We start from the raw sequence: 20,212 nt of genomic DNA on the forward strand, positions 1-20,212 counted from the left end.
CGACTACTTCCTCTTCTTGCCGTTGTAGTGCGGGTTCTCCCAGATGACCGAGCCGCCCTGGCCGAGTCCGACGCACATCGCGGTCAGGCCGTACCGGACGTCCGGACGCTCGGCGAACTGCGCGGCGAGCTGGATCATCAGACGCACGCCGGACGCGGCGAGCGGATGTCCGAGCGCGATCGCCCCACCCCACTGGTTCACGCGGGGGTCATCGTCTGCGATCCCGAAGTGGTCGAGGAGCGAGATGACCTGAATCGCGAAAGCCTCGTTCAGTTCGAAGAGGCCGATGTCGGAGATGTCGAGGCCGGCCTTCTTCAGAGCCTTCTCTGTGGAGGGGATCGGGCCTATGCCCATGATCTCCGGCTGAACGCCCGCGAATGCGAACGAGACCATGCGCATCTTCGGTGCCAGGCCGAACTCCTTGACGGCGCCGCCGCCGGCCAGCAGCGACATCGTCGCGCCGTCCGTGAGCGGCGAGGAGGTACCGGCGGTGACGCGTCCATGCGGACGGAACGGTGTCTTCAGCGCGGCGAGGTCGTCCATCGTGGTCTGCGGGCGGCGGCCCTCGTCCTCGGTGGCGAGGCCCCAGGCGCCGTCGGCTGTCTTCGTCGCGACCGAGACGAGATCCGGCTGGATCTTCCCGGCGTCGTATGCGGCCTGCACCTTGTGCTGGCTGAGCATTCCGAAGCGGTCGGAACGCTCCTTGGTGAGGTGCGGGAAGCGGTCGAAGATGCGCTCAGCGGTGACTCCCATGTTGAGGGCGCCGGGGTCGACCATCTTCTCCGCGACGAAGCGGGGGTTGGGGTCGGCATTGCCGCCGATCGGGTGGTGTCCCATGTGCTCGACACCGCCGGCGAGGGCGAAGTCGTACATGCCGATGCCGATCGATGCGCCCATCGTCGTGACGCTGGTCATCGCGCCGGCGCACATGCGCTCGACGGCGAGGCCGGGAACGGTCTGCGGGAGCCCGGCGAGCAGTGCCACCGAGCGCCCGAGCGTGAGGCCCTGGTCTCCGGTCTGCGAGGTCGCGGCGATCGCCACATCATCGATGCGGTCGGTCGGAACCGCCGCGTTCCGCTCCAACAGGCCGATGGTCGCCTTGACGGCGAGGTCATCAGCGCGGGTGTTCCAGTACATGCCTTTTTCGCCGGCGCGCCCGAAGGGCGTGCGCATTCCATCGACGAAGAAGACGTCCGAGATCTCGGCCACTCTGCCTCCAAGTTTGTGCGGAGCCCTCAGTCTATGGAGGCCCGAAAAACCGGGAGGAATCGCTTGGATCGAACCTACGAAGCGGGTGCGTCGGGTTCGGGGGCCGGTTGCGCAGCTTCTACAAAGGCAGCCGCGATCTTCTGTGCAGTCTGTGCAATCTGCCAGGGGCGAGCGCCGAGCGCTGTGAGCGCTTCGCCGATCTCCTCGGCGCTGGATCCCGGCGGCTCCCATGCCACCCGACGGAGGAACTCCGGGGTCAACAGGTTCTCGGTGGGCATTCCGAGTTCCTCGGCGACGGCCTCGACGACGGGTCGTGCAGCCTTCAGCCGAGCATCGGCTTCCGGATTGCGATCCGACCACGCGCGAGGCGGGGGCAGGGCATCGCTGGGCACGCGCTCACGGGGGATCTCGGTCGTCTCCCGCCCCGTCGTGATGGCTTGCCACCAGCGATCGAGCTGAGAGCGGCTTGCGCGCCCCTGGAAATCCTTGAGCGCGGCGAGTGCCTGTTTGCTCTGCGGGTTCGCCATCACGGCTGCGACGAGGGAACGGTCAGGAACGAGGCGGCCAGGGGAGACATCCTGATCCTGCGCGAACGTCTCGCGCGCGACCCAGAGCTCCCGCGCGACGGCGAGGTTGCGCGCTCCACGGACCTGGTGCAGACCGCTCAGCCGGCGCCACGGATCTTCCCGCGGCGGCTTCGGAAGGCGGGTGAGCGTCGCCGCGAACTCCTCGGCAGCGAACTCCGTCTTGCTCTGCTCCGCGAGTTCGGCAGCGAGGGCATCACGCACATCGACCAGGTGCAGGACATCGAGTGCGGCGTACTCGAGCCACGAAGCGGGGAGCGGCCTCGTCGACCAGTCCGCGGCCGAATGCTCCTTCTTCAGCGTGATGCCGAGCGTGGATTCGACGACAGCGGCGAGTCCTACCCGCTCGTGGCCGAGCAGGCGAGCGGCGAGCTCCGTATCGAAGATCGAGGCGGGGGAGAGTTCGAGTTCCCGGAGGGAGGGGAGATCCTGACTGGCAGCGTGGAAGACCCACTCCTCCTCGCCGATCGCCTCTTGCAGCGGCGCGAAGTCGCCGAGCGGCGGCGGGTCGAAGAGGAACACACCCGCATCTCGGCGGAAGACCTGAACCAGGTAGGCGCGCTGAGAGTAACGGAAGCCGGAGGCGCGCTCCACGTCGACTGCAACCGGTCCGGTGCCTGCGGCGAGTGCGGAACAGGCCGCACGGAACTCCCCGGCATCCGTGATCACGGAGTAATCAGTCACGTGCAGCCTTTCGCGCGCCGATCACGGCGATGTCCTCGGAACCGGGCGGAAGTCCCGCCAGCATCCCGACCAACTCGGCCCATGCTTCGACGTGCGGTCGGAACGGGCCATCCGGTGTCCAGGACGCCCGCAATTCTATCTGTGCACCGTCTCCTTCGACCGCGAGGCCGCCGAAACCCTTCGAGAGGGTCTTTGTCGACGTGCCGGATGCCGAATGGTAGATCGCATCCCTCGAGTCGAGCGCATCGACCAGCCACGACCAGGTGACGTCGGCCAACAGCGGGTCTGTGCCGATCTCCGTCTCCAGCGGAGCCTGCGCGAACGTGACGATGCGCCAGGCGCCGCCCCACGCATCTGGAGCGTCAGGGTCGTGCAGCAGCACGAAGCGGCCGGTGCCGTACACCGATTCACCATCGCTGCCCGGTCGCACGTCCGCGGCGAGCGCGATCGCGAACGGCGCGAGTCCTTGCGGAGTGGGAATCTCGCGCACGGTGATGTCGGCACGGAAGACGGTCTCACGCAGTTCGGTCGTCGCCGCTTCGAAAAGGGCCCCGGCATCGGGATGTGCGGTCACAGCGACAGGCTAGAGTCAGGAAGCGATGAAGAGTCTCAGGCACGCCGTTGCGCTCCTTGTCCCCGCTCTCCTTGCGCTCGGGGCGGCGCTGGCGTTCATCGTGTTCGGCGTGGCCCGACGTGTCGTCACGCCCACTCGCCGCGCTCCCGACACCGCGATCCTCGCCGTCGACACCGGAGCGCAGACGATCGAACTCACCCGCACCCCCGACACCGAGCTCCCCGGCCGCTACGGCCTGTTCACGACCGGCACCTACGGCTATGTGAAGCTCGGCGCGGTCCTCAGTGCCGACGCGACCACTGTGCGTCGCAAGTTGCTCACGCAGATCGAGTCCGGCGCGCGGGTCGACCGCGATGCAGGGTTCAGCGGATGGTACTACTCGTCGCCGAGCGAACTGCACCTGCGCTGGGAGAGCGTGCTCATCGGTTCACCGGCCGGTCCGTGCCCTGCGTGGTTCTTCCCCGCGACGTCGTCGACCTGGGTGATCCAGGTGCACGGTCGCGGCGTCACCCGTGCCGAATGCCTGCGCGCCGTTCCGGTGCTGCACGCTCTCGGGCTGCCGAATCTCGTCGTCTCCTACCGGAACGACGGCGAGGCTCCGCGCAGCCGCGGGGGAGCCTATGCTCTGGGCGCCGCCGAATGGCGTGACGTCGACGCGGCAATCGGCTACGCCCTGCGTCACGGCGCTGACCGTGTGCTGCTGATGGGCTGGTCGATGGGCGGCGCGGTGTCTCTTCAGGCAGCGGTGAACTCCGGCAATCGCGATCGCATCGCCGGCCTCATCCTGGATTCCCCGGTGATCGACTGGCGCACCGTGCTGCGATTCCAAGCGCGAGAGGCGGGGATGCGTGCGCCGCTGCCCGACCTCGCGATGAGTGCGCTGTCGCTTCCGCTGACGGCGCGCCTGAGCGGTGCGGAGGAGGCGATTCCGTTCGACCGCCTCGACATGGTTGCCCGTGCCGATGAGCTCACCATGCCGATCCTGATCCTGCACAGCGATGACGACGGTTTCGTGCCCTCCGACGCTTCCCACGCCCTGCAGGAGGCGCGGCCGGACCTCGTCACGATGCCGCACTTCTCCGTCGCCAGGCACACGAAGCTGTGGAACTACGACCAGGTGAGCTGGACCAGGGCGATCACCGACTGGGTGACCGAGCAGGGCTTCAGCGCTTCTGCCTGACCTGCTTCTTCGCCCGCATGAGCATCCCGGTCATGCCGCCGATGCGAAGCGGGGACACAGCCTTGGTCAGGCCGATGGACTGCGGGTAGTCGTCGGGGATCGCGAGCACCTCGTCGGCTGTCAGACCGGTGAGGCCCTGCACGAGGATGCTGGCGAAGCCGCGTGTCGTCGGCGCCTCGGGCGGTGCGGTCGCGTGCATGGTCACGACGTCGTCGGTGACCTCCACGTAGATGTACACGGGGGACTGGCATTCGGCCACGCGCTCGTACATCTCGGGATGCTGCGCGACCTCGTCCGAGACCGGTGGGAGCTCGTCGGAGAACTCCAGCAGGAGCAGCAGGCGATCGGTCTCCGGGGTCTCCAGGAACGCGTCGCGGATCTCCGCGAGAGAGTCAGGAACGGCGGTGGTACTCATCCCTGACATTCTCCCACGGCCAGCGACTCACGTGCTCAGAGTGCGCCCGGCTCCGTGCCCGTGACGATCGGCACGCGCACGGCACTGCCCCACTCCGTCCAGGAGCCGTCGTAGTTGCGGACGTTCTCGAAGCCGAGGAGGTGCGTGAGTACGAACCACGTGTGGCTCGAGCGCTCACCGATACGGCAGTATGCCACCACGTCGTCCCCATCGCGGAGGCCGGCACCGTCGCGGTAGATGGCGTCGAGTTCGGCGCGGTTCTTGAAACCGCCGTCCTCGGCCACTGCCTTCGCCCAAGGGACGCTCTGCGCGGTGGGGATGTGACCGGCACGCAGCGCTCCCTCGTCGGGGTAGGCAGGAGCCGTGGTGCGCTCACCGCTGTATTCCTCGGGCGAGCGCACATCGATCAGGGGATTGCCGATGTGCGCGAGAACGTCTTCCTTGTAGGCGCGGATGATCGAATCGTCGCGTTCGACCACCGGGTAGACGGTCGCCGTCGGAGTCGGGTTGTCGCGCGTGATCTCCCGTCCCTCCGAGATCCAGCGGTCGCGGCCACCGTCGAGCAGTCGCACATCCTCGTGTCCGAAGAGGGAGAAGACCCAGAGCGCGTATGCCGCCCACCAATTGTTCTTGTCGCCGTAGATCACGACCGTGTCGTCGCGTGAGATGCCCTTGCGGCTGAGGAGAGCGGCAAAGCCCTCGCCGTCGACGTAGTCGCGCACGACGGGGTCGTTGAGCTCGGTGTGCCAGTCGACCTTCACCGCACCGGGAATGTGGCCGGTCTCATAGAGAAGGACGTCTTCATCGGACTCGACCACGACGAGGCCGGGTGTTCCGAGGCGCTCCGCGAGCCACTCGGTGGTCACGAGTCGGCCGGGTTCGGCGTATTCGGCGAACTTGGCGGAAGTCGTATCGAACTCGATGGCCACGGGGGTCTCCTCAAAGGGTGGGCGAGCGATGGTGCGGATGCCGACGGCGTAAGGTTGGAGCCGTCCCTTCGACGATAGATCCCCGCTGTGTGCGCTGCACCCGATTCGTAAGACTTCGACACAGCCAGCCCCCGATTCAGGAACCGAATGACTGAGACGACGAGCCGCCCAGGCATCGTGCACCTGACCGAGCGCCAGCCCAATGTGACGGGTCCCGAGATGCTGGCGAGCCTCGTGCCGCCCCCGCAGTTCGATACCGCGACGTTCGACAGCTACCGTGTCGATGCTGCCTACCCCTCTCAGGAAGAGGCGAAGGAAACCCTGGCCCGCTTCGCGGGGCGTGGAACGCCTGCGAAGCGAGGCGGCTTCTTCAGCCGAGCGAAGAAGGAACCGGAACTGAAGCCCGGCGTCTACCTGGACGGCGGGTTCGGGGTCGGAAAGACTCACCTCCTCGCATCGATCTATCACGCGATGCCGGCCCGTCGGAAGTACTTCGGATCCTTCATCGAGTACACCGCGCTGGTCGGAGCTCTCGGCTACAAGAACACCGTCGACCTCCTCAAGGGCGCAGACCTGATCTGCATCGACGAATTCGAGCTCGACGATCCGGGCGACACGATGGTGATGACGCGACTGCTCGGCGAGCTCGTTCCGACCGGCACCCGGCTCGCGGCGACCTCGAACACCCCGCCCAATGCCCTCGGTGAAGGGCGCTTCGCCGCACAGGACTTCCTCCGCGAGATCCATGCGATGTCGGACAGCTTCCAGACGCTGCGCATCGACGGCGTGGACTTCCGCCAGCGCGCCCTCGACGGACATGCCGTGGTCAGCGATCAGGGTCAGTACGCCCGCGCGGTGACGGATGCCGGCAGCGCGGGGACCGCATCCGACGACGTGTTCGGTGATGTCATCCGCCACCTCGCTCGCGTGCACCCGTCGCGGTACCTGCGGGTGATCGACGGGCTCGACCTCGTCGGGCTGCGTGACGTGCATGTGCTCACCGATCAGTCCGAGGCGCTGCGTTTCGTGGCCTTCGTGGACCGCGTATACGACGCGCAGATCCCGATCGTCGCGACGGGGGTCAGCCTGGAGCAGGTGTTCGCGGACGAGATGCTCGGTGGTGGTTACCGCAAGAAGTACCTGCGCGCCATCTCCCGCCTCAACGCGTTGACGCATTCTGCGCAGGACAGCAGCCCCGCGTAACACGAAGTTCACACGCCGCCGCACGGCGTAACGTCCCCGAAACACACCTCGCTCACATCGGTAACCGAGCATCTCCACACTGAAGCTCTCAGTTACCCGAATGTGAGGTTTGACATGGATTCACCCGGCAACATCTCCTGGGCGATCACCGCGACCGCCCTTGTCCTGCTGATGACGCCCGGCGTCGCCTTCTTCTACGGTGGCCTGGTCAAGGCGAAGAGCGTCGTCAGCATGATGATGATGAGCTTCGGCTCTATCGGGCTGGTGGCCGTGCTCTGGGTGCTCTTCGGATTCTCGATGAGCGCGGTCGAGAGCCCCGGCCAGTTCGCGGGCAATCCCTTCGCCGACTTCGGGCTGAACGGCCTCGCCAGCGGTGAAGGCTCCAACGTCGCACTCATCGGCGTCGCGTATGGCGCGACCTTCGCGATCATCACGGTCGCCCTGATCTCAGGAGCCATCGCGGACCGCGCACGCTTCGGCCCGTGGCTCATCTTCGCCGGCGTGTTCGCCACTGTCGGCTACTTCCCGGTCGCCGCATGGGTCTGGGGCGGCGGCTGGATCATGAACCTCGGCACCACCCTGTTCGGTGAGGACAGCGGCATCGCCGTGATCGACTACGCCGGTGGCACCGCGGTCCACATCAATGCCGGTGCCGCCGCTCTGGCGCTCGCCCTCGTGCTCGGCAAGCGCATCGGGTTCCAGAAGGGCATCCTCAAGCCGCACAACGTCCCGCTGACGCTGCTCGGTGCGGCGCTCCTCTGGTTCGGCTGGTTCGGTTTCAACGCGGGTGCTGAATGGCTCTCCGAAGACATGGGCAAGGTCGGACTGATCGGCATCAACACCCTGGGTGCCACGGCCGCCGCGATCCTCGGCTGGATCCTGGTCGAGCGCATCAAGGACGGCAAGGCCACCTCGGTCGGTGCCGCCTCCGGTGCGGTCGCGGGTCTGGTCGCGATCACGCCTGCCTGCGCGAACCTCAGCCCCGGTTGGGCGCTGCTGCTCGGCGCGCTCTCCGGTATCGCCTGCGCCCTGGCGGTCGAGCTGAAGTTCCGTCTCGGCTTCGACGACTCGCTCGACGTCGTCGGAATCCACCTCGTCGGCGGTCTTCTCGGGACGCTCTACCTGGGATTCTTCGCCACGGAGCAGGGCCTGTTCACCGGCGGCGATCTGCGGCTGCTCACGGTGCAGGCGATCGCAGCCGGCGGAGTGCTGCTCTACTCGTTCATCGTCTCCTTCATCATCGGCTTCGCCATTGAGAAGACGATCGGCTTCCGCGTCACGAACGAGGACGAGATCGCCGGCGTCGACCTGGTCGTGCACGGCGAAGAGGGCTACGCCCTCGCGGAGTAGTGACGTGCGGCTAGGGTGGCCGGGTGACTTCCTCGAAGAGCATCCTGGCCACCCTCGCCGAGATCCTGCTCAAGGCACTCGGATCTGAGCGGCCGTCTCGGACGCCTGTGCGCCCGAGACGGCCGGATGCGCGTCTGCGGCCGGCCGGCGAGGAGATCGCTGATCGCGGACGCGACGGCGACACCGCGACGGCACGCGTCGACCCCGACGGCGTCCGTGATCTGCGGATCGCCTATGCGCCGGACCAGGACGGCGCCCCGGATGCCGGAGAGATCGTCTGGACCTGGGTGCCCTATGAGGAGAATGACGGTCGCGGCAAGGATCGTCCTGTGCTGGTGATCGCTCGCGCGTCAGCGGAGCGCGTGTACGCCGTCCGCATGACCAGTCGCTCGCATGACGGTGACCGCGACTACCTGTCCATCGGTTCAGGTTCCTGGGATGCGCAAGGTCGCGAATCCTGGGTCGACATCGAGCAGCTGTACAGCGTGCACGAGGACGGATTGCGCCGAGAGGCCGCTGTGCTCGACCCCCAGCGCTACGGTCGTGTGACCGCAGCGCTCAGGGATCGCTACGGGTGGCGAGCGGGGGAGTAGGGGCCTCGCCCCTGGCGCCGGCGCTCAGACGCGCGTCGCAAGCGGCGCGTGCGCGAGCTGCGGGAAGGCCTGCAGCACCATCTCGACGAGATCGTTCAGGGGCCTGGTCAGCGGATCGGTGGCCGGAAGGCCGAGTTCGAGTTCGATGGCGTCGATGGCCTCGCCGATCTCGTCGGCGGCCATGCCCTCGTGATTGACGGTGATGCCGATGACCTTCGTGTCGGCGAACGCCTCGATCAATGCGACCTCGCTGGCGACTGTGGGCATCTTGACCATGGGGAAGTCGCCGAGCGTGCGCCGTTTCGGGGCGTGCTGGACGATGACGCCTGCGGGCTGGCTGCCGCGGAGGATGTGTGCCGAAGTGATGTAGGCAGGGTGGCTGAGCGCGCCCTGGCCCTCGACGACGATGATGTCGGGATTCTCGCCTTCGAACGCGGCGACGACCTGGTTCTCCACCTCACCCGAGCAGTACTGCGGCACGAGTGCGTCGAGGGCCACGCCGTACTTGCCGCCCTGGATGATCGTCGTCTGCCCGGTGCCGACCATCACGGCGTGGATGCCGCGCGCATTCAGCGCCTGCACCAGGAGAGTCGAGGTCGTGCGCTTGCCGATCGCGCCGTCGGTGCCGAGCACCGCGATGCGCGGGCAGGTGACATCGAAGATCCGACCGGAGAACAGGTGGAGTTCGTGCATGCTGCGCGGTCGACGGACGTCGGTGATGGTGACGCCGGCCAGCAATGCGGCGGCAGCGAACTCGGCGTCATCGTTCAGGAACTCATGCAGCCCGTTGATGATGTGCATGCCGCGGGCGATCCCGTCGAGCAGGACGACGCGCTGCGCGGGCGAGAGGAGACCGTCGGCCGGGGCAACGCCGCAGATCAGGTAGTCCGGGACGCGGTCGGCGTGAACGACGGACTGTGCGAGGTTCGCGAGGATCGGGATGCCGTTGGGGGTGCCGTCGAGGAACATCCCGGCGTCGGCACCTGCCCGCGTGCTGTCGATCACGCTGAGGATGTCGTACTTCTCGGAGTGGCGGATGAGACCGTTCGCGGTCTTGCCGTCCTGCTCGCCGAACTGGCCTTCGCAGTAGACCACTGCGGTGGCGCCGACGGGAAGGATTGCCGCGTCACTGAGCACGGTCGTATGGACTGGGGACGACGAATTCATCGGGTTCCTCAACGGTCGCACAGAGGAGGCGACAAGAAACGGAGGGCCGTTGAAAGCTGTCGGTCGACGAGAAGTCTTCCCTGATGATCGGCAAAATGCCGACTACTGCACCGTAGCAGGCGCGTATCCGCAGCGGCTGTGAATCACGGACGCACGACCGCGATCCAATCCGATGGGCCTCGCACGCCGAACTCTCTGTGAGTCGCTTCCGCGGCCGCATCCCAAGGAGGAATCATGCGTTTCATCCCGACCAAGGTCCACGGCATTCTCGACTACATCGTCGGCGTCGCTCTCATCGCCGCCCCCTGGGTCTTCGGATTCGCGTCCGTCGGCGGCGCGGCCGTCGTCATCCCGATCGTCCTCGGCGTCGGCCTCATCGTCTACAGCCTGTTCACGAAGTACGAGTGGGGACCGTTCGGGTTCATCCCGATGCCGGTGCACCTCGTCTTCGACGTCGCTGCCAGTCTGTTTCTCGCCCTTTCGCCGTGGATCTTCGGGTTCGCCGGCGAAGCATTGAACGTCTGGCTGCCGCACGTGGTCGTCGGCGCCGCCGTCATCGTCGTCGTGCTGTTCTCACAGCCGCAGCCGGCAGGTGCTCGCGCGCGCGTCGCTACCGCCTGAGGGTGGCTTCCCCGGGGCCTCACGGCCCTGGGGAGCCGTCCTTTCACGTGATCTCTGGGCGGGTGAGGATCACGATCGCAGCGCTTCGCTCAACCACCGTGCGTAGAGCGACCAGGGGTCGCCGTGTTTCCGAAGGGTACTGATGTGGGCACGGAGGTCGGCGGTGAGCGTGAACCACTCGCCGCCTTCGCGAGCCGCCGCGAACTCCCGATGCCGCCGCTGTTCGACAGGACGCCCGCCGCGCTCGAACGCGAGCAGCTCTTCATGCCGGATGCTCGCCAGTCGCTGACGGGGACGTCGACTCGTTCCGATCTTCACTCTGCGGTCGTAGCGGATGTAGTAGACGACCTCGATCACGGGTCGGGGGAGATCATGGTCGGGAACGTCGCCGTATCGCCAGCCGCATACCGCGCATATCCAGGCCCCGCCGATGCGAGCCCCGAACTCGTTGGCGCAGAGGTTGCAGGGACCGGGTAGCCGGCTGTTCGTCACCACGGGGTCGACGGTACGCGCGGGTTGCGACACTGCGTTGGCCTGACAGAGTCCTGGACAGCGAAAACCCCCGAAGATCGATGATCTCGGGGGTAGTGGTGGGCGATACCGGACTCGAACCGATGACCTCTTCCGTGTGAAGGAAGCGCGCTACCAACTGCGCCAATCGCCCATGACCCAGGGGGTCGACAACCGATATTACCTGACTCGAACTCGTCTCGCTGACCACTCTGAGAGACACGCGCGAGATACGCGGCCGGTTTGGCCATGCGGCGATCTTCGGCTAATGTTTCATAAGTGCCCGGGACAACCGGGAACAAAATGCGGATGTAGCGCAGTGGTAGCGCATCACCTTGCCAAGGTGAGGGTCGCGAGTTCGAATCTCGTCATCCGCTCGAGTGCAGTGAGTTTCTCTTGGAGACTCGAAGCACGTGGGGTCAATCCACACGGTGGCGTGGCCGAGCGGCTAGGCACCGGCCTGCAAAGCCGTTTACACGGGTTCGAATCCCGTCGCCACCTCGTCGCAAAAATGAATAGCCCAAACGGGCGCGATTGGCGCAGCGGTAGCGCGCTTCCCTGACACGGAAGAGGTCACTGGTTCGATCCCAGTATCGCGCACAGACAAAACCCCCGGTTTTCCGGGGGTTTTTGCGTTTCCGGCGAGAGACCACCTTCCAGTCCTAGCGGTTCGCGCGGCGCGCCCGATGAGATGCGATGAGACCCGAGATCACCGCGCCGATCAACGAGTTGATGGCGAACACAAGGCCGAATGCGAGGCCAAACACCGCGACCACTGCGCCGGCGGCCAGGCCGAGCCAGAACGGCACGGCGATGAACGCGAAGAGAAACGACCCGTTGTCCATGCGCCCAGAGTAAACCCGCGACTGAACGATGCACGCCGCGCCGGTCACCCGCTGTCGCGCGCCGCCCGTTTCACGACGTCGTAGGCGTCGAGCGCTGCATTTCGCGTCTCGCGCAGATCCACGATCGCCTCAGCGCCGGAGTCCGGTGCCCATTGTGAGACATACAGGCCCTGGGCGTCGAACTTCTTCGCCTGCAACTCGGGGTTGAAGATGCGGAAGTACGGTGCGGCATCCGCACCGGAACCTGCCACCCACTGCCAATTGAACGGGTTGTTCGCGCCATCGGCGTCGACCAAGGTGTCCCAGAACCACTCTTCGCCGCGTCGCCAATCGACGAGAAGGTTCTTCACGAGGAACGACGCGGTGACCATGCGCACGCGGTTGTGCATGTAGCCGGTGCGCCAGAGCTCTCTCATTCCTGCGTCGACGAGGGGGACGCCGGTGCGACCGCGCTGCCAGGACTCCAGATGCGCCTGGTCGAGGCGCGGCCACGGAAACGCATCGAACTCCCGACGCAGATTCTCCGTGGCAAGGCCCGGGAAGTGGTACAGCGAGTGCCAGGCGAACTCACGCCACCCGAGCTCCGACAGGAAGCCTCCAGCCCCGTCGACGGCGGTCGCCTCATGCCAGACCGTGAAGGGGCTCAGCTCGCCCCACCTCAGCCGTGGGGACAGCAGCGATGTCGCACCTGCCGACGGCTCGTCCCGAGCGCGGTCGTACGCGGGGAGGTCCTCCTCGAGGAACTCGCGAAGTCGTCGTCGAGCGGCCGGCTCGCCGGGCTCCCACGTCTCCCGAAGCCCTTCTGCCCAGTCGGGTCGTGCGGGCAGCAGGTCCCAGTCGTCAAGCGCATCGGATGCCGCATCCGATCGCCATCCGTCGATCTCGCGCGGCTCCGCAAGGGGCATACGGGGCGTCGGCAGGGCGAGGCACGCGCGCCAGAAGGGGGTGAACACCGAATAGTGCGTCCCGCCGCCGGTCGTCACGGTCCACGGTTCGTGGAGCAGGGAGGCGGCGAACGACGCGACCTCGATCCCATCCGCCCGTAGCGACGACTTCAGGTGCGCATCGATGGCACGTTCCGCGCCCCCGTAGCGTCGGTTCCAGAACACCGCAGCGGCGCCGAGGTCGCTCACGACTTCACGCAGGATGCGGTCTGCCGGTCCCCGACGCAGGATCAGCTGTGCGCCGCGTTCGCGCAGCCGCTCCGCGAGGGATGCGAGCGAGTGATGAAGCCACCACCGCGCGGCGCCGCCCAGCGGCCGCATTCCCGGCGACTGCTCGTCGAGGACGTAGAGCGCCACGACAGGCTCGCCGCGCTCGATCGCTGCGTGCAGCGCGGGGTTGTCGGTGATCCGCAGATCATCGCGGAACCAGACGAGCGACGGGGAGGTCACCGCGGACTCCTCATCCGGCGACGCCTCGCGGTCGAGGTCGTCTGTTCGCCGGTGGCCCAGAGGGCCCAGAGCACGAGCAGCGGCTGCAGGAACAGCCGGCCGAGTCGCTTGGCATCGGTGTCGAGCCCGGGCGTTGAGCGCTGGGTGCGCCACTGATGGACGTTGCCGGGGAACACGGCCACGAAGAAGGCGGCGGTCGCCCATCCGATTCGTCGTCGTTCCTTCGGCAGAGTGAGCAGACCAGCGGCGAGTGCGACTTCAGCGGCTCCCGAGGCGATGACGATCGCATCCTTGTCGAGCCGGGTCATCCGCGTCGCCCAATCCGGCACGACGACGCGAAAGCCACGACTGGAGACGAAATGCGCGATTCCGATCGCTCCCAGCGCGATCGCAAGGGCCCATCGTGCGATTGCTCTGCTCATCTCTTCACGCTACATGTGACACCTGGAGCCACTTCTTCACTTCATGAGCGGCGTTGCCTACCATCGTCACAACGGAGCGAAGCTCGCCGCGTCAGCGGGGCGGGCATCGAGGAGGCTGCATCATGACGACATTCCTGCTCATTCACGGGGGAGGCGACACCGGGTGGGCTTGGCATCGCGTGCAAGCCGCTCTGGAGTCACGAGGGCACCGGGTCTTCGCCCCTGACCTGCCAGGCGACGATGACTCGCTGACGCTGGACGACTACGCCGAGGCGGCCGTCGCCGACATCGAAGAAGGAACGAGCCTGGTTGTCGTGGGGCACTCGTTCGGAGGCTTCACCGCTCCGCTGGTGGCCGCGCTCCGGCCGGTGGAGCAGATCGTCTTCCTCGCGGGCATGGTGCCGCGGCCCGGCGAATCGCCGGAGGAGTGGTGGGGGAACACCGGCTCCGCCGAGGCGGTGACCGCGCAAGCCGCCGTCGATGGCGGGCTCACGGGCAACAGCGATCCGTTCATCAGCTTCTATCACGACGTTCCTCGTGTGCTTGCCGAAGAGGCGATGTCGCGCGAGCGGGCGCATCCTTCGGCGGCGGCCATGTCGACGCCGTGGCCGCGGGATGCGCTACCGGACGTGCTGGCGGCCTTTCTCCTCTGTCGCGATGACCGGTTCTTCCCTGCCGCTTTCATGCGTCGCATGGTGCGGGGCCGATTGGGTATCGAGCCGGAGGAGATTCCAGGAAGCCATTGCGCTCCGCTGAGCCACCCCGAAGAGGTGGCCGATGCGCTCGAACGGGTATCGGAGCGACGAGAGTAGGCGTCAGAGTTCCCGGCGGGCGTCGTCGCTGCGCAGTCGCCCCCATACCCGGGTAGGACGGAGATTTGATACCCGCGTAGCTGTCGAGGCATCGGAGCGCGAGCCTAGGCTGACGCCCATGCGATCACGTCTTCTCGTCCTCTCTGCTGCCGTCCTTCTCATCGGTTCGGCGCTCACCGGATGCACGTCGTTCGGCGCAGGCCCCAGAGTCACCGAGAGCCTGACGATCGACGATGTGTCCGCTGTCGAGCTGGATACGGGCGGCAGCCTTCACATCACGCTGGGGAACGCACCATCGCTGACGGTGACTGCCGGAGCGAAGGTGATCGATCTGCTCACCGTGGAAGTGTCCGCCGGTGTGCTGCGCCTCGGCACGCAAGGGGAGTTCTTCGAGTACCTCGGCGAGATCCGTTACGACCTCACCGTGACCTCGCTGGCCTCACTATCCGTGCTGGGCTCGGGCGACGCCACGGCCGACTTCGCCGGGGCATCCGACCCGATCATCCTCGTCAAAGGATCAGGGAGCGTCGATGCCACCGGAATCGACGGACAGACTGCCTCGCTCACCGTCGACGGTTCGGGTTCGATAACCGCGGATGCGGCGGTCAGAGCACTCACCGCGCGGATCGACGGCTCCGGCGGCATCAGCATCAATGGCAGCACCACGGATCAGATCGTCGAGATCCGAGGGTCAGGCGGTTACGAGGCCCTCGAGCTGCAGAGCGCCAATACGCGGATCGTCACGCGCGGCGCCGGCGATGCCGAGCTGCTCGTCTCCGACACGCTCGACGTGATCATCGACGGGAGCGGCGACGTCGAGTACTCCGGTGATCCGCGCCTGACGAAGAGCATCTCCGGCTCGGGCGACCTCGTGCAGCGCTGAGGCGGGTTCGCGAGGCGGGCCGGCACCGCGCGGGCGAGTAACCTGGAGATGACCCTCTAGATGGAGATTCTCTGTGCCTGAAGATGCCCAGCCGAAAGACGGCTTCGCCCTGTTCTCTGATCGATCCGTCGTCGCCATGCGCGTCAACGGCACTCTCAAGGACCTCGCGACGACACTGACCGACGGCGACGAGGTCGAGCCGGTCACGATCGACAGTCCAGACGGATTGAACATCCTCCGTCACTCGGCGGCCCACGTGCTCGCGCAGGCGGTGCAGCGGATCAACCCGCAGGCGAATCTCGGCATCGGCCCGCCCATCACCGACGGCTTCTACTACGACTTCGGCGTCGAGCACCCGTTCACCCCGGAAGATCTCAAGGCCGTCACCAAGGAGATGCAGCGCATCGTCCGCGAGGGACAGCGGTTCGTCCGTCGCGTCGTCACGGACGACGAGGCGCGCGTGGAACTCGCCGATGAGCCCTTCAAGCTCGAGTTGATCGGACTCAAGGGCGGTAAGGAAGCAGCAGAAGGCGCCTCCGTCGAGGTCGGCGAGGGCGAACTCACGATCTACGACAACACCACCCGCGACGGCGAGGTCGTCTGGAAGGACCTCTGCCGAGGGCCGCACCTGCCGAACACCCGCATGATCGGCAACGGCTGGGACCTCACCCGCATCGCCGCCGCCTACTGGCGCGGCAGCGAGAAGAACCCGCAGCTGCAGCGCATCTACGGCACGGCCTGGCCGTCGAAGGATGAGCTGCGCGCCTACCAGCACCGGCTGGAGGAGGCCGCGAAGCGCGATCACCGTCGCCTGGGCAAGGAACTCGACCTGTTCTCGTTCCCCGAGGAGATCGGATCGGGCCTGAGCGTCTGGCATCCGCGTGGCGGCATGATCCGCGGCGAGATGGAGCAGCACGCACGTAAGCGCCACATCGAGGGCGGCTACACCTACGTCTACACGCCGCACATCTCGAAGGAAGACCTCTTCCTGACCTCGAACCACCTCGTCACGTACAAGGAGGGCATGTTCCCGCCGATCGTCATGGACGAGGAGCGCGACGAGAACGGTGAGATCACCAAGCAGGGCCAGGACTACTACCTGAAGCCGATGAACTGCCCGATGCACATCCTGATCTACAAGGAACGCGCGCGCAGCTACCGCGACCTGCCCCTGCGATTCGCGGAGAACGGCACCGTGTACCGCAATGAGCTCTCCGGGGCGCTGCACGGCCTGACCCGTGTGCGCGGTTTCACCCAGGACGACTCGCACCTCTTCGTCACCCCCGATCAGCTCGAAGAAGAGGTCGCCAAGGTCCTCGAGTTCATCCTCTCGATGCTGCGCGATTTCGGCCTCACCGATTTCGAGCTCGAGCTGTCGATGAAGGACGACGAGAAGTCGAAGTGGATCGGCTCCGACGAGTTCTGGGAGAGCTCGACGGATGCCCTGCGACGCGTCGCCGTGGCATCCGGTCTGAAGCTGACAGAAGTTCCCGGCGAAGCCGCCTTCTACGGCCCGAAGATCGACCTGAAGACGCGCGACGCCATCGGTCGTGTGTGGCAGCTCTCGACGGTTCAGGTCGACCCGAACCTGCCGGAGCGCTTCGACCTCGAGTTCATGGACAAGGACGGGCAGAGGAAGCGCCCGATCATGATCCACCGTGCGCTGTTCGGCTCGATCGAGCGATTCTTCGCCATCCTGCTCGAGCACTACGCCGGTGACTTCCCGGTGTGGCTCTCGCCGCTGCAGGTGGTCGGCATCCCGATCGCAGACGACTACGCCGACTACCTCGGCGAGGTCATCGATACCCTGCGATCCCACGGCGTCCGTGCGGAACTCGACGTCTCCGACGACCGGATGCAGAAGAAGATCCGCACGCACACGACCGGCAAGGTCCCGCTGCTGCTGATCGCGGGGGAGCAGGACCGGAACGCTGGGACGGTCTCGTTCCGCTACCGTGACGGCACCCAGGAGAACGGCGTGCCTATCGCGGATGCCGTGGCTCGCATCCGTGCCGCCATCGACGCGCACACGCTCGTGCAGACAGTAGGGGATCTGGCGTGACAGATACGCCGGAGCAGCCGCTGGAGGCGTCCGGGCACCTCGCCGGTGTCCCGGACGAGTTCCAGCGGCTGTGGACCCCGCACCGGATGGCGTACATCCAGGCGGGGCCCGAGCCGTTGCGCGAGGAGTGCCCGTTCTGCGAGGCCCCGAAGCACGAAGATGTCGACCGGCTCATCGTGGCCCGCGGAAAGACGGCCTACGTGCTGCTGAACCTCTTCCCGTACAACTCAGGTCATCTGCTGGTGTGCCCGTACCGGCACATCGCGACGTACGACCAGGCCACGGCGGAAGAGGTCGCCGAGATCGGTGCGCTGACGCAGACGGCGATGCGGGTCCTCCGTGAGGTCTCGCGTTGCGACGGATTCAACCTCGGCATGAATCAGGGCGCCGTCGCCGGAGCCGGAGTCGACGGCCATCTGCACCAGCACGTGGTGCCGCGGTGGACATCCGATGCCAACTTCTTCCCGATCATCGCGAAGACTAAGGCGCTGCCCCAGCTGCTCGGCGAAGTACGGCACGCGGTGGCTGCGGCCTGGCCGCAGTAGCCTCAGCGCACCTGGCGGGCGGTGAACTGCATCTGCGGATTCGCGTAGAACTCCTGCGCTTCGATGAGCTGGAGTTCCCGCTCGCCGGATTCGAGGGTCGCCTTGAGGAGATCGTAGACGCTGGATGCCGTGCGCTCGAGCGCCGTCCGGGCGCTGCCGGTCTGCACGTAATGCGCGGTGAACAGCGCTGCGGTGACGTCACCTGACCCATTCGCCTTCATCGGCAGATGCGGCGTCTGCACGATCCATGCGCCCTCATCGTCGACCGCGAGCATCTCGATCGTGCCCTCTTCTCGATCGGGACGCTCGACGCTCGTGACGAGGACCGTGCGCGGCCCCATCGCCCGCCCGATGTCCGCCGAGGCAAGGGTGGATTCGAGCGTGTCCGGCTCGGTGCCGGTGAGGAAGCCGAGTTCGAACTGGTTCGGCGTGATGATGTCGGCGACCGGCACGACACGCTCACGGAGCAGCACCGGGATCGCCGGTGCCACGAAGCACCCCGACTTCGCGTTGCCCATCACCGGATCGCACGCGTAGACGGCCTTCGGATTCGCGGCCTTCACGCGAGACACGGCGTCGATGATCACGTCTCCGATGCCCTCGCCGCCCTGATACCCGGAAAGCACCGCATCGAGCTCGCCGAAGACGCCGCGCTCCTCGATGCCGGTGATGACCTCACGAACGTCATCCGGCGCGATCAGAGGACCCCGCCAGGCGCCGTAGCCGGTGTGGTTCGAGAAGTTCACCGTGTAGACCGGCAGCACCTCGACGCCGATGCGCTGCAGCGGGAAGACCGCGGCCGAGTTGCCGACGTGGCCGTAGGCGACGGCCGACTGGATGGAGAGGATCTTCATCCTTCGATCCTGCCATCAGACAGTCCCGGATGACGTCAGCGGATCGCCGCTGCCAGATCGGACACGAGCGTGGCCGTGTCGTCGTCCGACAGGTCATGCACGGTCAGACGAATATGGTGAGACGGTTCTGCCCGGTCGTCGAGAGCGAAGTCGTCGCCGGTGCGCACCAGCCACCCACGGCGCATCAGCCGTTCCGACACGAGCCGGGCCGGCTGGGGAAGCTCCACCCAGAGACTCAGCCCGTCCGTCGACGGGACGCGGAGGCCGAGCTCACGCAGCCGCGCCGCGAATGCTTCGTTGCGCTCGGCGTAGTGGCGTCCGGCAACGGCGATGCGGGCCATCACCTCCGGATCGGTCACCTGAGCCAGAGTCAGCCGCTGCAGCAGATGACTCACCCACGTGGTGCCGGGGCTCAGCCGCATGGCCAGCCGTTCGGCCGTCTCGGGGTCGGTCGCGGCGACGGCGAGGCACATGTCGGGGCCGAGGAACTTCGATACCGACCGCACCAGTGCATATCGACGGTGACCGGGGCCGATCAAGGATTCATGCGGGCGCTGCGACAGCATCGAGAAATGATCGTCCTCGATGATCAGGACGTAGGGGTGATCCGCCAGCACGGCGCGCAGGTCGGCCGCACGCTGCGCGGACATGCTCGCCCCGGTCGGATTCTGCGCGCGTGGCGTGCAGATCACCGCACGGATTCCGGCATCCAGTGCCGCGCGCAGACCGTCGACCGTCATCCCCTCATCGTCCACCGGCACGGCGATCGCCCGGTAGCCGCCGAGGCGCACGGTGTGGATGCTGGCCAGGAAGCAGGGATCCTCCAGTGCCACGGCGTCGTCGCGCATCAACGCCTGCGCGAGAAGTCGTTCGACGGCATCCACCGCCCCGCTGGTGATCGTGATGCGGAAGTCGGACTCGCCGAGGTCGGACGCCACCCAGTTCCGCGCCCACGTCTCGAGCGCGCCGTCGATGACCGGTTCACCGTAGAGCACGGGGCGGCCGGTGACGGTGGCCAGGGCGGGGGAGGGATCGGGGATGAGCCGGGCATCCGGGTTGCCGGTGCCGACATCGCGCAGCACGTTGTCCGCGGCGTAGCCCTCCTGGGCGACGGCGTCGACGCCGGCGATCACGGTGCCTGCGCGTCCGCGCGAGATGACCAGCCCGGCTTGCGCCAGCTGTCGATACGCGGCGACGGCGGTGTTGCGATTGACTCCGAGCGTGGCGGCGAGCTCCCGAACCGGCGGCAGCGGGCTCCCCGGACGCAGCGCCCCGCGCTCCCTGAGCCCGCGCACGCTGGCGGCGATATCGGCCGCAGTCGAGCCTGTGATCTCGTGGTTCATGTCACCCCTCGTCATCCGATTCTAGATTGTCCG

General features: G+C 66.7%; 21 protein-coding genes and 4 tRNA genes. 12 read left to right on the forward strand and 13 right to left on the reverse strand.

The features are described 5' to 3' along the window. Positions 1–3 precede the first annotated feature (3 nt). The 3 genes from LTA6_RS15430 to LTA6_RS15440 all read right to left on the reverse strand — a co-directional run bounded on the left by LTA6_RS15430 (position 4) and on the right by LTA6_RS15440 (position 3,051). On the reverse strand, positions 4–1,209 hold the full coding sequence (locus LTA6_RS15430; protein ID WP_341974637.1) for a thiolase family protein: 1,206 nt from the start codon (positions 1,207–1,209) through the stop codon (positions 4–6). A gap of 74 nt (positions 1,210–1,283) precedes the next feature. Continuing rightward, positions 1,284–2,477 (reverse strand): ribonuclease D, encoded by a 1,194-nt coding sequence (locus LTA6_RS15435; protein ID WP_341974639.1) that lies wholly within the window; start codon positions 2,475–2,477, stop codon positions 1,284–1,286. Then, the gene (locus LTA6_RS15440; RefSeq protein ID WP_341974640.1) at positions 2,470–3,051 is read right to left on the reverse strand and encodes a DUF3000 domain-containing protein; all 582 of its coding nucleotides are present in this window, start codon (positions 3,049–3,051) and stop codon (positions 2,470–2,472) included. Before LTA6_RS15440 ends, LTA6_RS15435 begins: the two co-directional genes overlap by 8 nt. Before the next feature lie 25 nt (positions 3,052–3,076). Between LTA6_RS15440 and LTA6_RS15445 the strand changes: the two genes are divergently transcribed. Beyond that, complete coding sequence (locus LTA6_RS15445) at positions 3,077–4,231, forward strand: alpha/beta fold hydrolase (protein WP_341974641.1); 1,155 nt, start codon at positions 3,077–3,079, stop codon at positions 4,229–4,231. On the opposite strand, the gene LTA6_RS15450 is transcribed toward LTA6_RS15445, so the two are convergent. Further along, positions 4,215–4,646, reverse strand: coding sequence for a SufE family protein (locus tag LTA6_RS15450; protein ID WP_341974643.1), 432 nt, complete (start codon positions 4,644–4,646; stop codon positions 4,215–4,217). The two genes, LTA6_RS15445 and LTA6_RS15450, sit on opposite strands and share 17 nt — an antisense overlap. Before the next feature lie 35 nt (positions 4,647–4,681). After that, positions 4,682–5,575 carry a sulfurtransferase gene (locus LTA6_RS15455; RefSeq protein WP_407358219.1) on the reverse strand — a complete coding sequence of 298 codons (894 nt, stop codon included), beginning with the start codon at positions 5,573–5,575 and terminating at the stop codon, positions 4,682–4,684. 147 nt (positions 5,576–5,722) lie between these two features. On the opposite strand from LTA6_RS15455, the gene zapE reads away from it, so the two are divergent. The 3 genes from zapE (at position 5,723) to LTA6_RS15470 (ending at position 8,721) form a co-directional block, all read left to right on the forward strand. Beyond that, positions 5,723–6,778, forward strand: a complete 1,056-nt coding sequence (gene zapE / locus LTA6_RS15460) for a cell division protein ZapE (RefSeq protein WP_407358220.1) — start codon at positions 5,723–5,725, stop codon at positions 6,776–6,778. 114 nt (positions 6,779–6,892) lie between these two features. Continuing rightward, on the forward strand, positions 6,893–8,128 hold the full coding sequence (locus tag LTA6_RS15465; RefSeq protein ID WP_363546911.1) for an ammonium transporter: 1,236 nt from the start codon (positions 6,893–6,895) through the stop codon (positions 8,126–8,128). Positions 8,129–8,151: 23 nt separating this feature from the next. After that, entirely contained in the window at positions 8,152–8,721 is a 570-nt protein-coding gene (locus LTA6_RS15470) for a type II toxin-antitoxin system PemK/MazF family toxin (RefSeq protein WP_407358221.1), read from the forward strand. Between the two features lie 24 nt (positions 8,722–8,745). Here the strand turns inward: LTA6_RS15470 and LTA6_RS15475 are convergent, their stop codons facing one another. Continuing rightward, entirely contained in the window at positions 8,746–9,888 is a 1,143-nt protein-coding gene (locus LTA6_RS15475; protein WP_407358222.1) for a DUF1611 domain-containing protein, read from the reverse strand. A 234-nt stretch (positions 9,889–10,122) separates the two neighbouring features. On the opposite strand from LTA6_RS15475, the gene LTA6_RS15480 reads away from it, so the two are divergent. Further along, positions 10,123–10,509: an SPW repeat protein gene (locus LTA6_RS15480; protein WP_341974652.1), complete on the forward strand. Its 387-nt coding sequence runs from the start codon at positions 10,123–10,125 to the stop codon at positions 10,507–10,509. A 69-nt stretch (positions 10,510–10,578) separates the two neighbouring features. Here LTA6_RS15480 and LTA6_RS15485 read toward each other — a convergent pair whose 3' ends face one another. Continuing rightward, positions 10,579–11,004, reverse strand: coding sequence for a GIY-YIG nuclease family protein (locus LTA6_RS15485; protein ID WP_407358223.1), 426 nt, complete (start codon positions 11,002–11,004; stop codon positions 10,579–10,581). A gap of 93 nt (positions 11,005–11,097) precedes the next feature. After that, a tRNA-Val gene (locus tag LTA6_RS15490) sits at positions 11,098–11,173 on the reverse strand. A gap of 151 nt (positions 11,174–11,324) precedes the next feature. Here LTA6_RS15490 and LTA6_RS15495 point away from each other — a divergent pair. From LTA6_RS15495 to LTA6_RS15505, 3 genes are all read left to right on the forward strand, one after another. After that, a tRNA-Gly gene (locus LTA6_RS15495) sits at positions 11,325–11,396 on the forward strand. A gap of 53 nt (positions 11,397–11,449) precedes the next feature. Beyond that, positions 11,450–11,520 (forward strand) — tRNA-Cys (locus LTA6_RS15500). Positions 11,521–11,547: 27 nt separating this feature from the next. Next, positions 11,548–11,619: transfer RNA gene (locus LTA6_RS15505), tRNA-Val, on the forward strand. Between the two features lie 62 nt (positions 11,620–11,681). Here LTA6_RS15505 and LTA6_RS15510 read toward each other — a convergent pair. The 3 genes from LTA6_RS15510 to LTA6_RS15520 are packed head-to-tail and all read right to left on the reverse strand — an operon-like array spanning position 11,682 to position 13,680. Beyond that, positions 11,682–11,864, reverse strand: coding sequence for a hypothetical protein (locus LTA6_RS15510; protein ID WP_341974677.1), 183 nt, complete (start codon positions 11,862–11,864; stop codon positions 11,682–11,684). Between the two features lie 44 nt (positions 11,865–11,908). Continuing rightward, entirely contained in the window at positions 11,909–13,258 is a 1,350-nt protein-coding gene (locus LTA6_RS15515) for a cryptochrome/photolyase family protein (RefSeq protein WP_407358224.1), read from the reverse strand. Then, positions 13,255–13,680 carry a hypothetical protein gene (locus tag LTA6_RS15520; RefSeq protein ID WP_407358225.1) on the reverse strand — a complete coding sequence of 142 codons (426 nt, stop codon included), beginning with the start codon at positions 13,678–13,680 and terminating at the stop codon, positions 13,255–13,257. The genes LTA6_RS15515 and LTA6_RS15520 overlap by 4 nt, the downstream gene beginning before the upstream one ends. A gap of 122 nt (positions 13,681–13,802) precedes the next feature. Here LTA6_RS15520 and LTA6_RS15525 point away from each other — a divergent pair, with 122 nt between their 5' ends. The 4 genes from LTA6_RS15525 (at position 13,803) to LTA6_RS15540 (ending at position 17,982) form a co-directional block, all read left to right on the forward strand. Further along, a complete protein-coding gene (locus tag LTA6_RS15525) occupies positions 13,803–14,492 on the forward strand; it encodes an alpha/beta fold hydrolase (RefSeq protein ID WP_407358226.1) in 690 nt (229 codons plus the stop codon). A gap of 118 nt (positions 14,493–14,610) precedes the next feature. Further along, a complete protein-coding gene (locus LTA6_RS15530) occupies positions 14,611–15,375 on the forward strand; it encodes a GIN domain-containing protein (RefSeq protein ID WP_407358227.1) in 765 nt (254 codons plus the stop codon). A 136-nt stretch (positions 15,376–15,511) separates the two neighbouring features. Further along, positions 15,512–17,437, forward strand: a complete 1,926-nt coding sequence (gene thrS / locus LTA6_RS15535) for a threonine--tRNA ligase (RefSeq protein ID WP_407359292.1) — start codon at positions 15,512–15,514, stop codon at positions 17,435–17,437. Further along, the gene (locus LTA6_RS15540) at positions 17,434–17,982 is read left to right on the forward strand and encodes an HIT family protein (RefSeq protein WP_407358228.1); all 549 of its coding nucleotides are present in this window, start codon (positions 17,434–17,436) and stop codon (positions 17,980–17,982) included. Before thrS ends, LTA6_RS15540 begins: the two co-directional genes overlap by 4 nt. A 2-nt stretch (positions 17,983–17,984) precedes the next feature. Here the strand turns inward: LTA6_RS15540 and pdxY are convergent, their stop codons facing one another. Together pdxY and LTA6_RS15550 are read right to left on the reverse strand one after the other, a co-directional pair. Beyond that, complete coding sequence (gene pdxY / locus LTA6_RS15545) at positions 17,985–18,836, reverse strand: pyridoxal kinase PdxY (protein ID WP_407358229.1); 852 nt, start codon at positions 18,834–18,836, stop codon at positions 17,985–17,987. A 35-nt stretch (positions 18,837–18,871) separates the two neighbouring features. Continuing rightward, complete coding sequence (locus LTA6_RS15550; RefSeq protein WP_341974685.1) at positions 18,872–20,179, reverse strand: aminotransferase class I/II-fold pyridoxal phosphate-dependent enzyme; 1,308 nt, start codon at positions 20,177–20,179, stop codon at positions 18,872–18,874. Positions 20,180–20,212 lie beyond the last annotated feature (33 nt).

The organism is Microbacterium sp. LTA6, assembly GCF_045690355.1.
Classification (GTDB): Bacteria; Actinomycetota; Actinomycetes; order Actinomycetales; family Microbacteriaceae; genus Microbacterium.

Coding starts and splice junctions, on each gene's coding strand:
- LTA6_RS15445 (WP_341974641.1), top strand. CDS start 3,077: ATGAAGAGTCTCAGGCACGCCGTTGCGCTCCTTGTCCCCGCTCTCCTT.
- LTA6_RS15450 (WP_341974643.1), bottom strand. CDS start 4,646: ATGAGTACCACCGCCGTTCCTGACTCTCTCGCGGAGATCCGCGACGCG.
- zapE (WP_407358220.1), top strand. CDS start 5,723: ATGACTGAGACGACGAGCCGCCCAGGCATCGTGCACCTGACCGAGCGC.
- LTA6_RS15465 (WP_363546911.1), top strand. CDS start 6,893: ATGGATTCACCCGGCAACATCTCCTGGGCGATCACCGCGACCGCCCTT.
- LTA6_RS15475 (WP_407358222.1), bottom strand. CDS start 9,888: ATGAATTCGTCGTCCCCAGTCCATACGACCGTGCTCAGTGACGCGGCA.
- LTA6_RS15480 (WP_341974652.1), top strand. CDS start 10,123: ATGCGTTTCATCCCGACCAAGGTCCACGGCATTCTCGACTACATCGTC.
- LTA6_RS15510 (WP_341974677.1), bottom strand. CDS start 11,864: ATGGACAACGGGTCGTTTCTCTTCGCGTTCATCGCCGTGCCGTTCTGG.
- LTA6_RS15520 (WP_407358225.1), bottom strand. CDS start 13,680: ATGAGCAGAGCAATCGCACGATGGGCCCTTGCGATCGCGCTGGGAGCG.
- LTA6_RS15525 (WP_407358226.1), top strand. CDS start 13,803: ATGACGACATTCCTGCTCATTCACGGGGGAGGCGACACCGGGTGGGCT.
- LTA6_RS15530 (WP_407358227.1), top strand. CDS start 14,611: ATGCGATCACGTCTTCTCGTCCTCTCTGCTGCCGTCCTTCTCATCGGT.
- thrS (WP_407359292.1), top strand. CDS start 15,512: ATGCGCGTCAACGGCACTCTCAAGGACCTCGCGACGACACTGACCGAC.
- pdxY (WP_407358229.1), bottom strand. CDS start 18,836: ATGAAGATCCTCTCCATCCAGTCGGCCGTCGCCTACGGCCACGTCGGC.
- LTA6_RS15550 (WP_341974685.1), bottom strand. CDS start 20,179: ATGAACCACGAGATCACAGGCTCGACTGCGGCCGATATCGCCGCCAGC.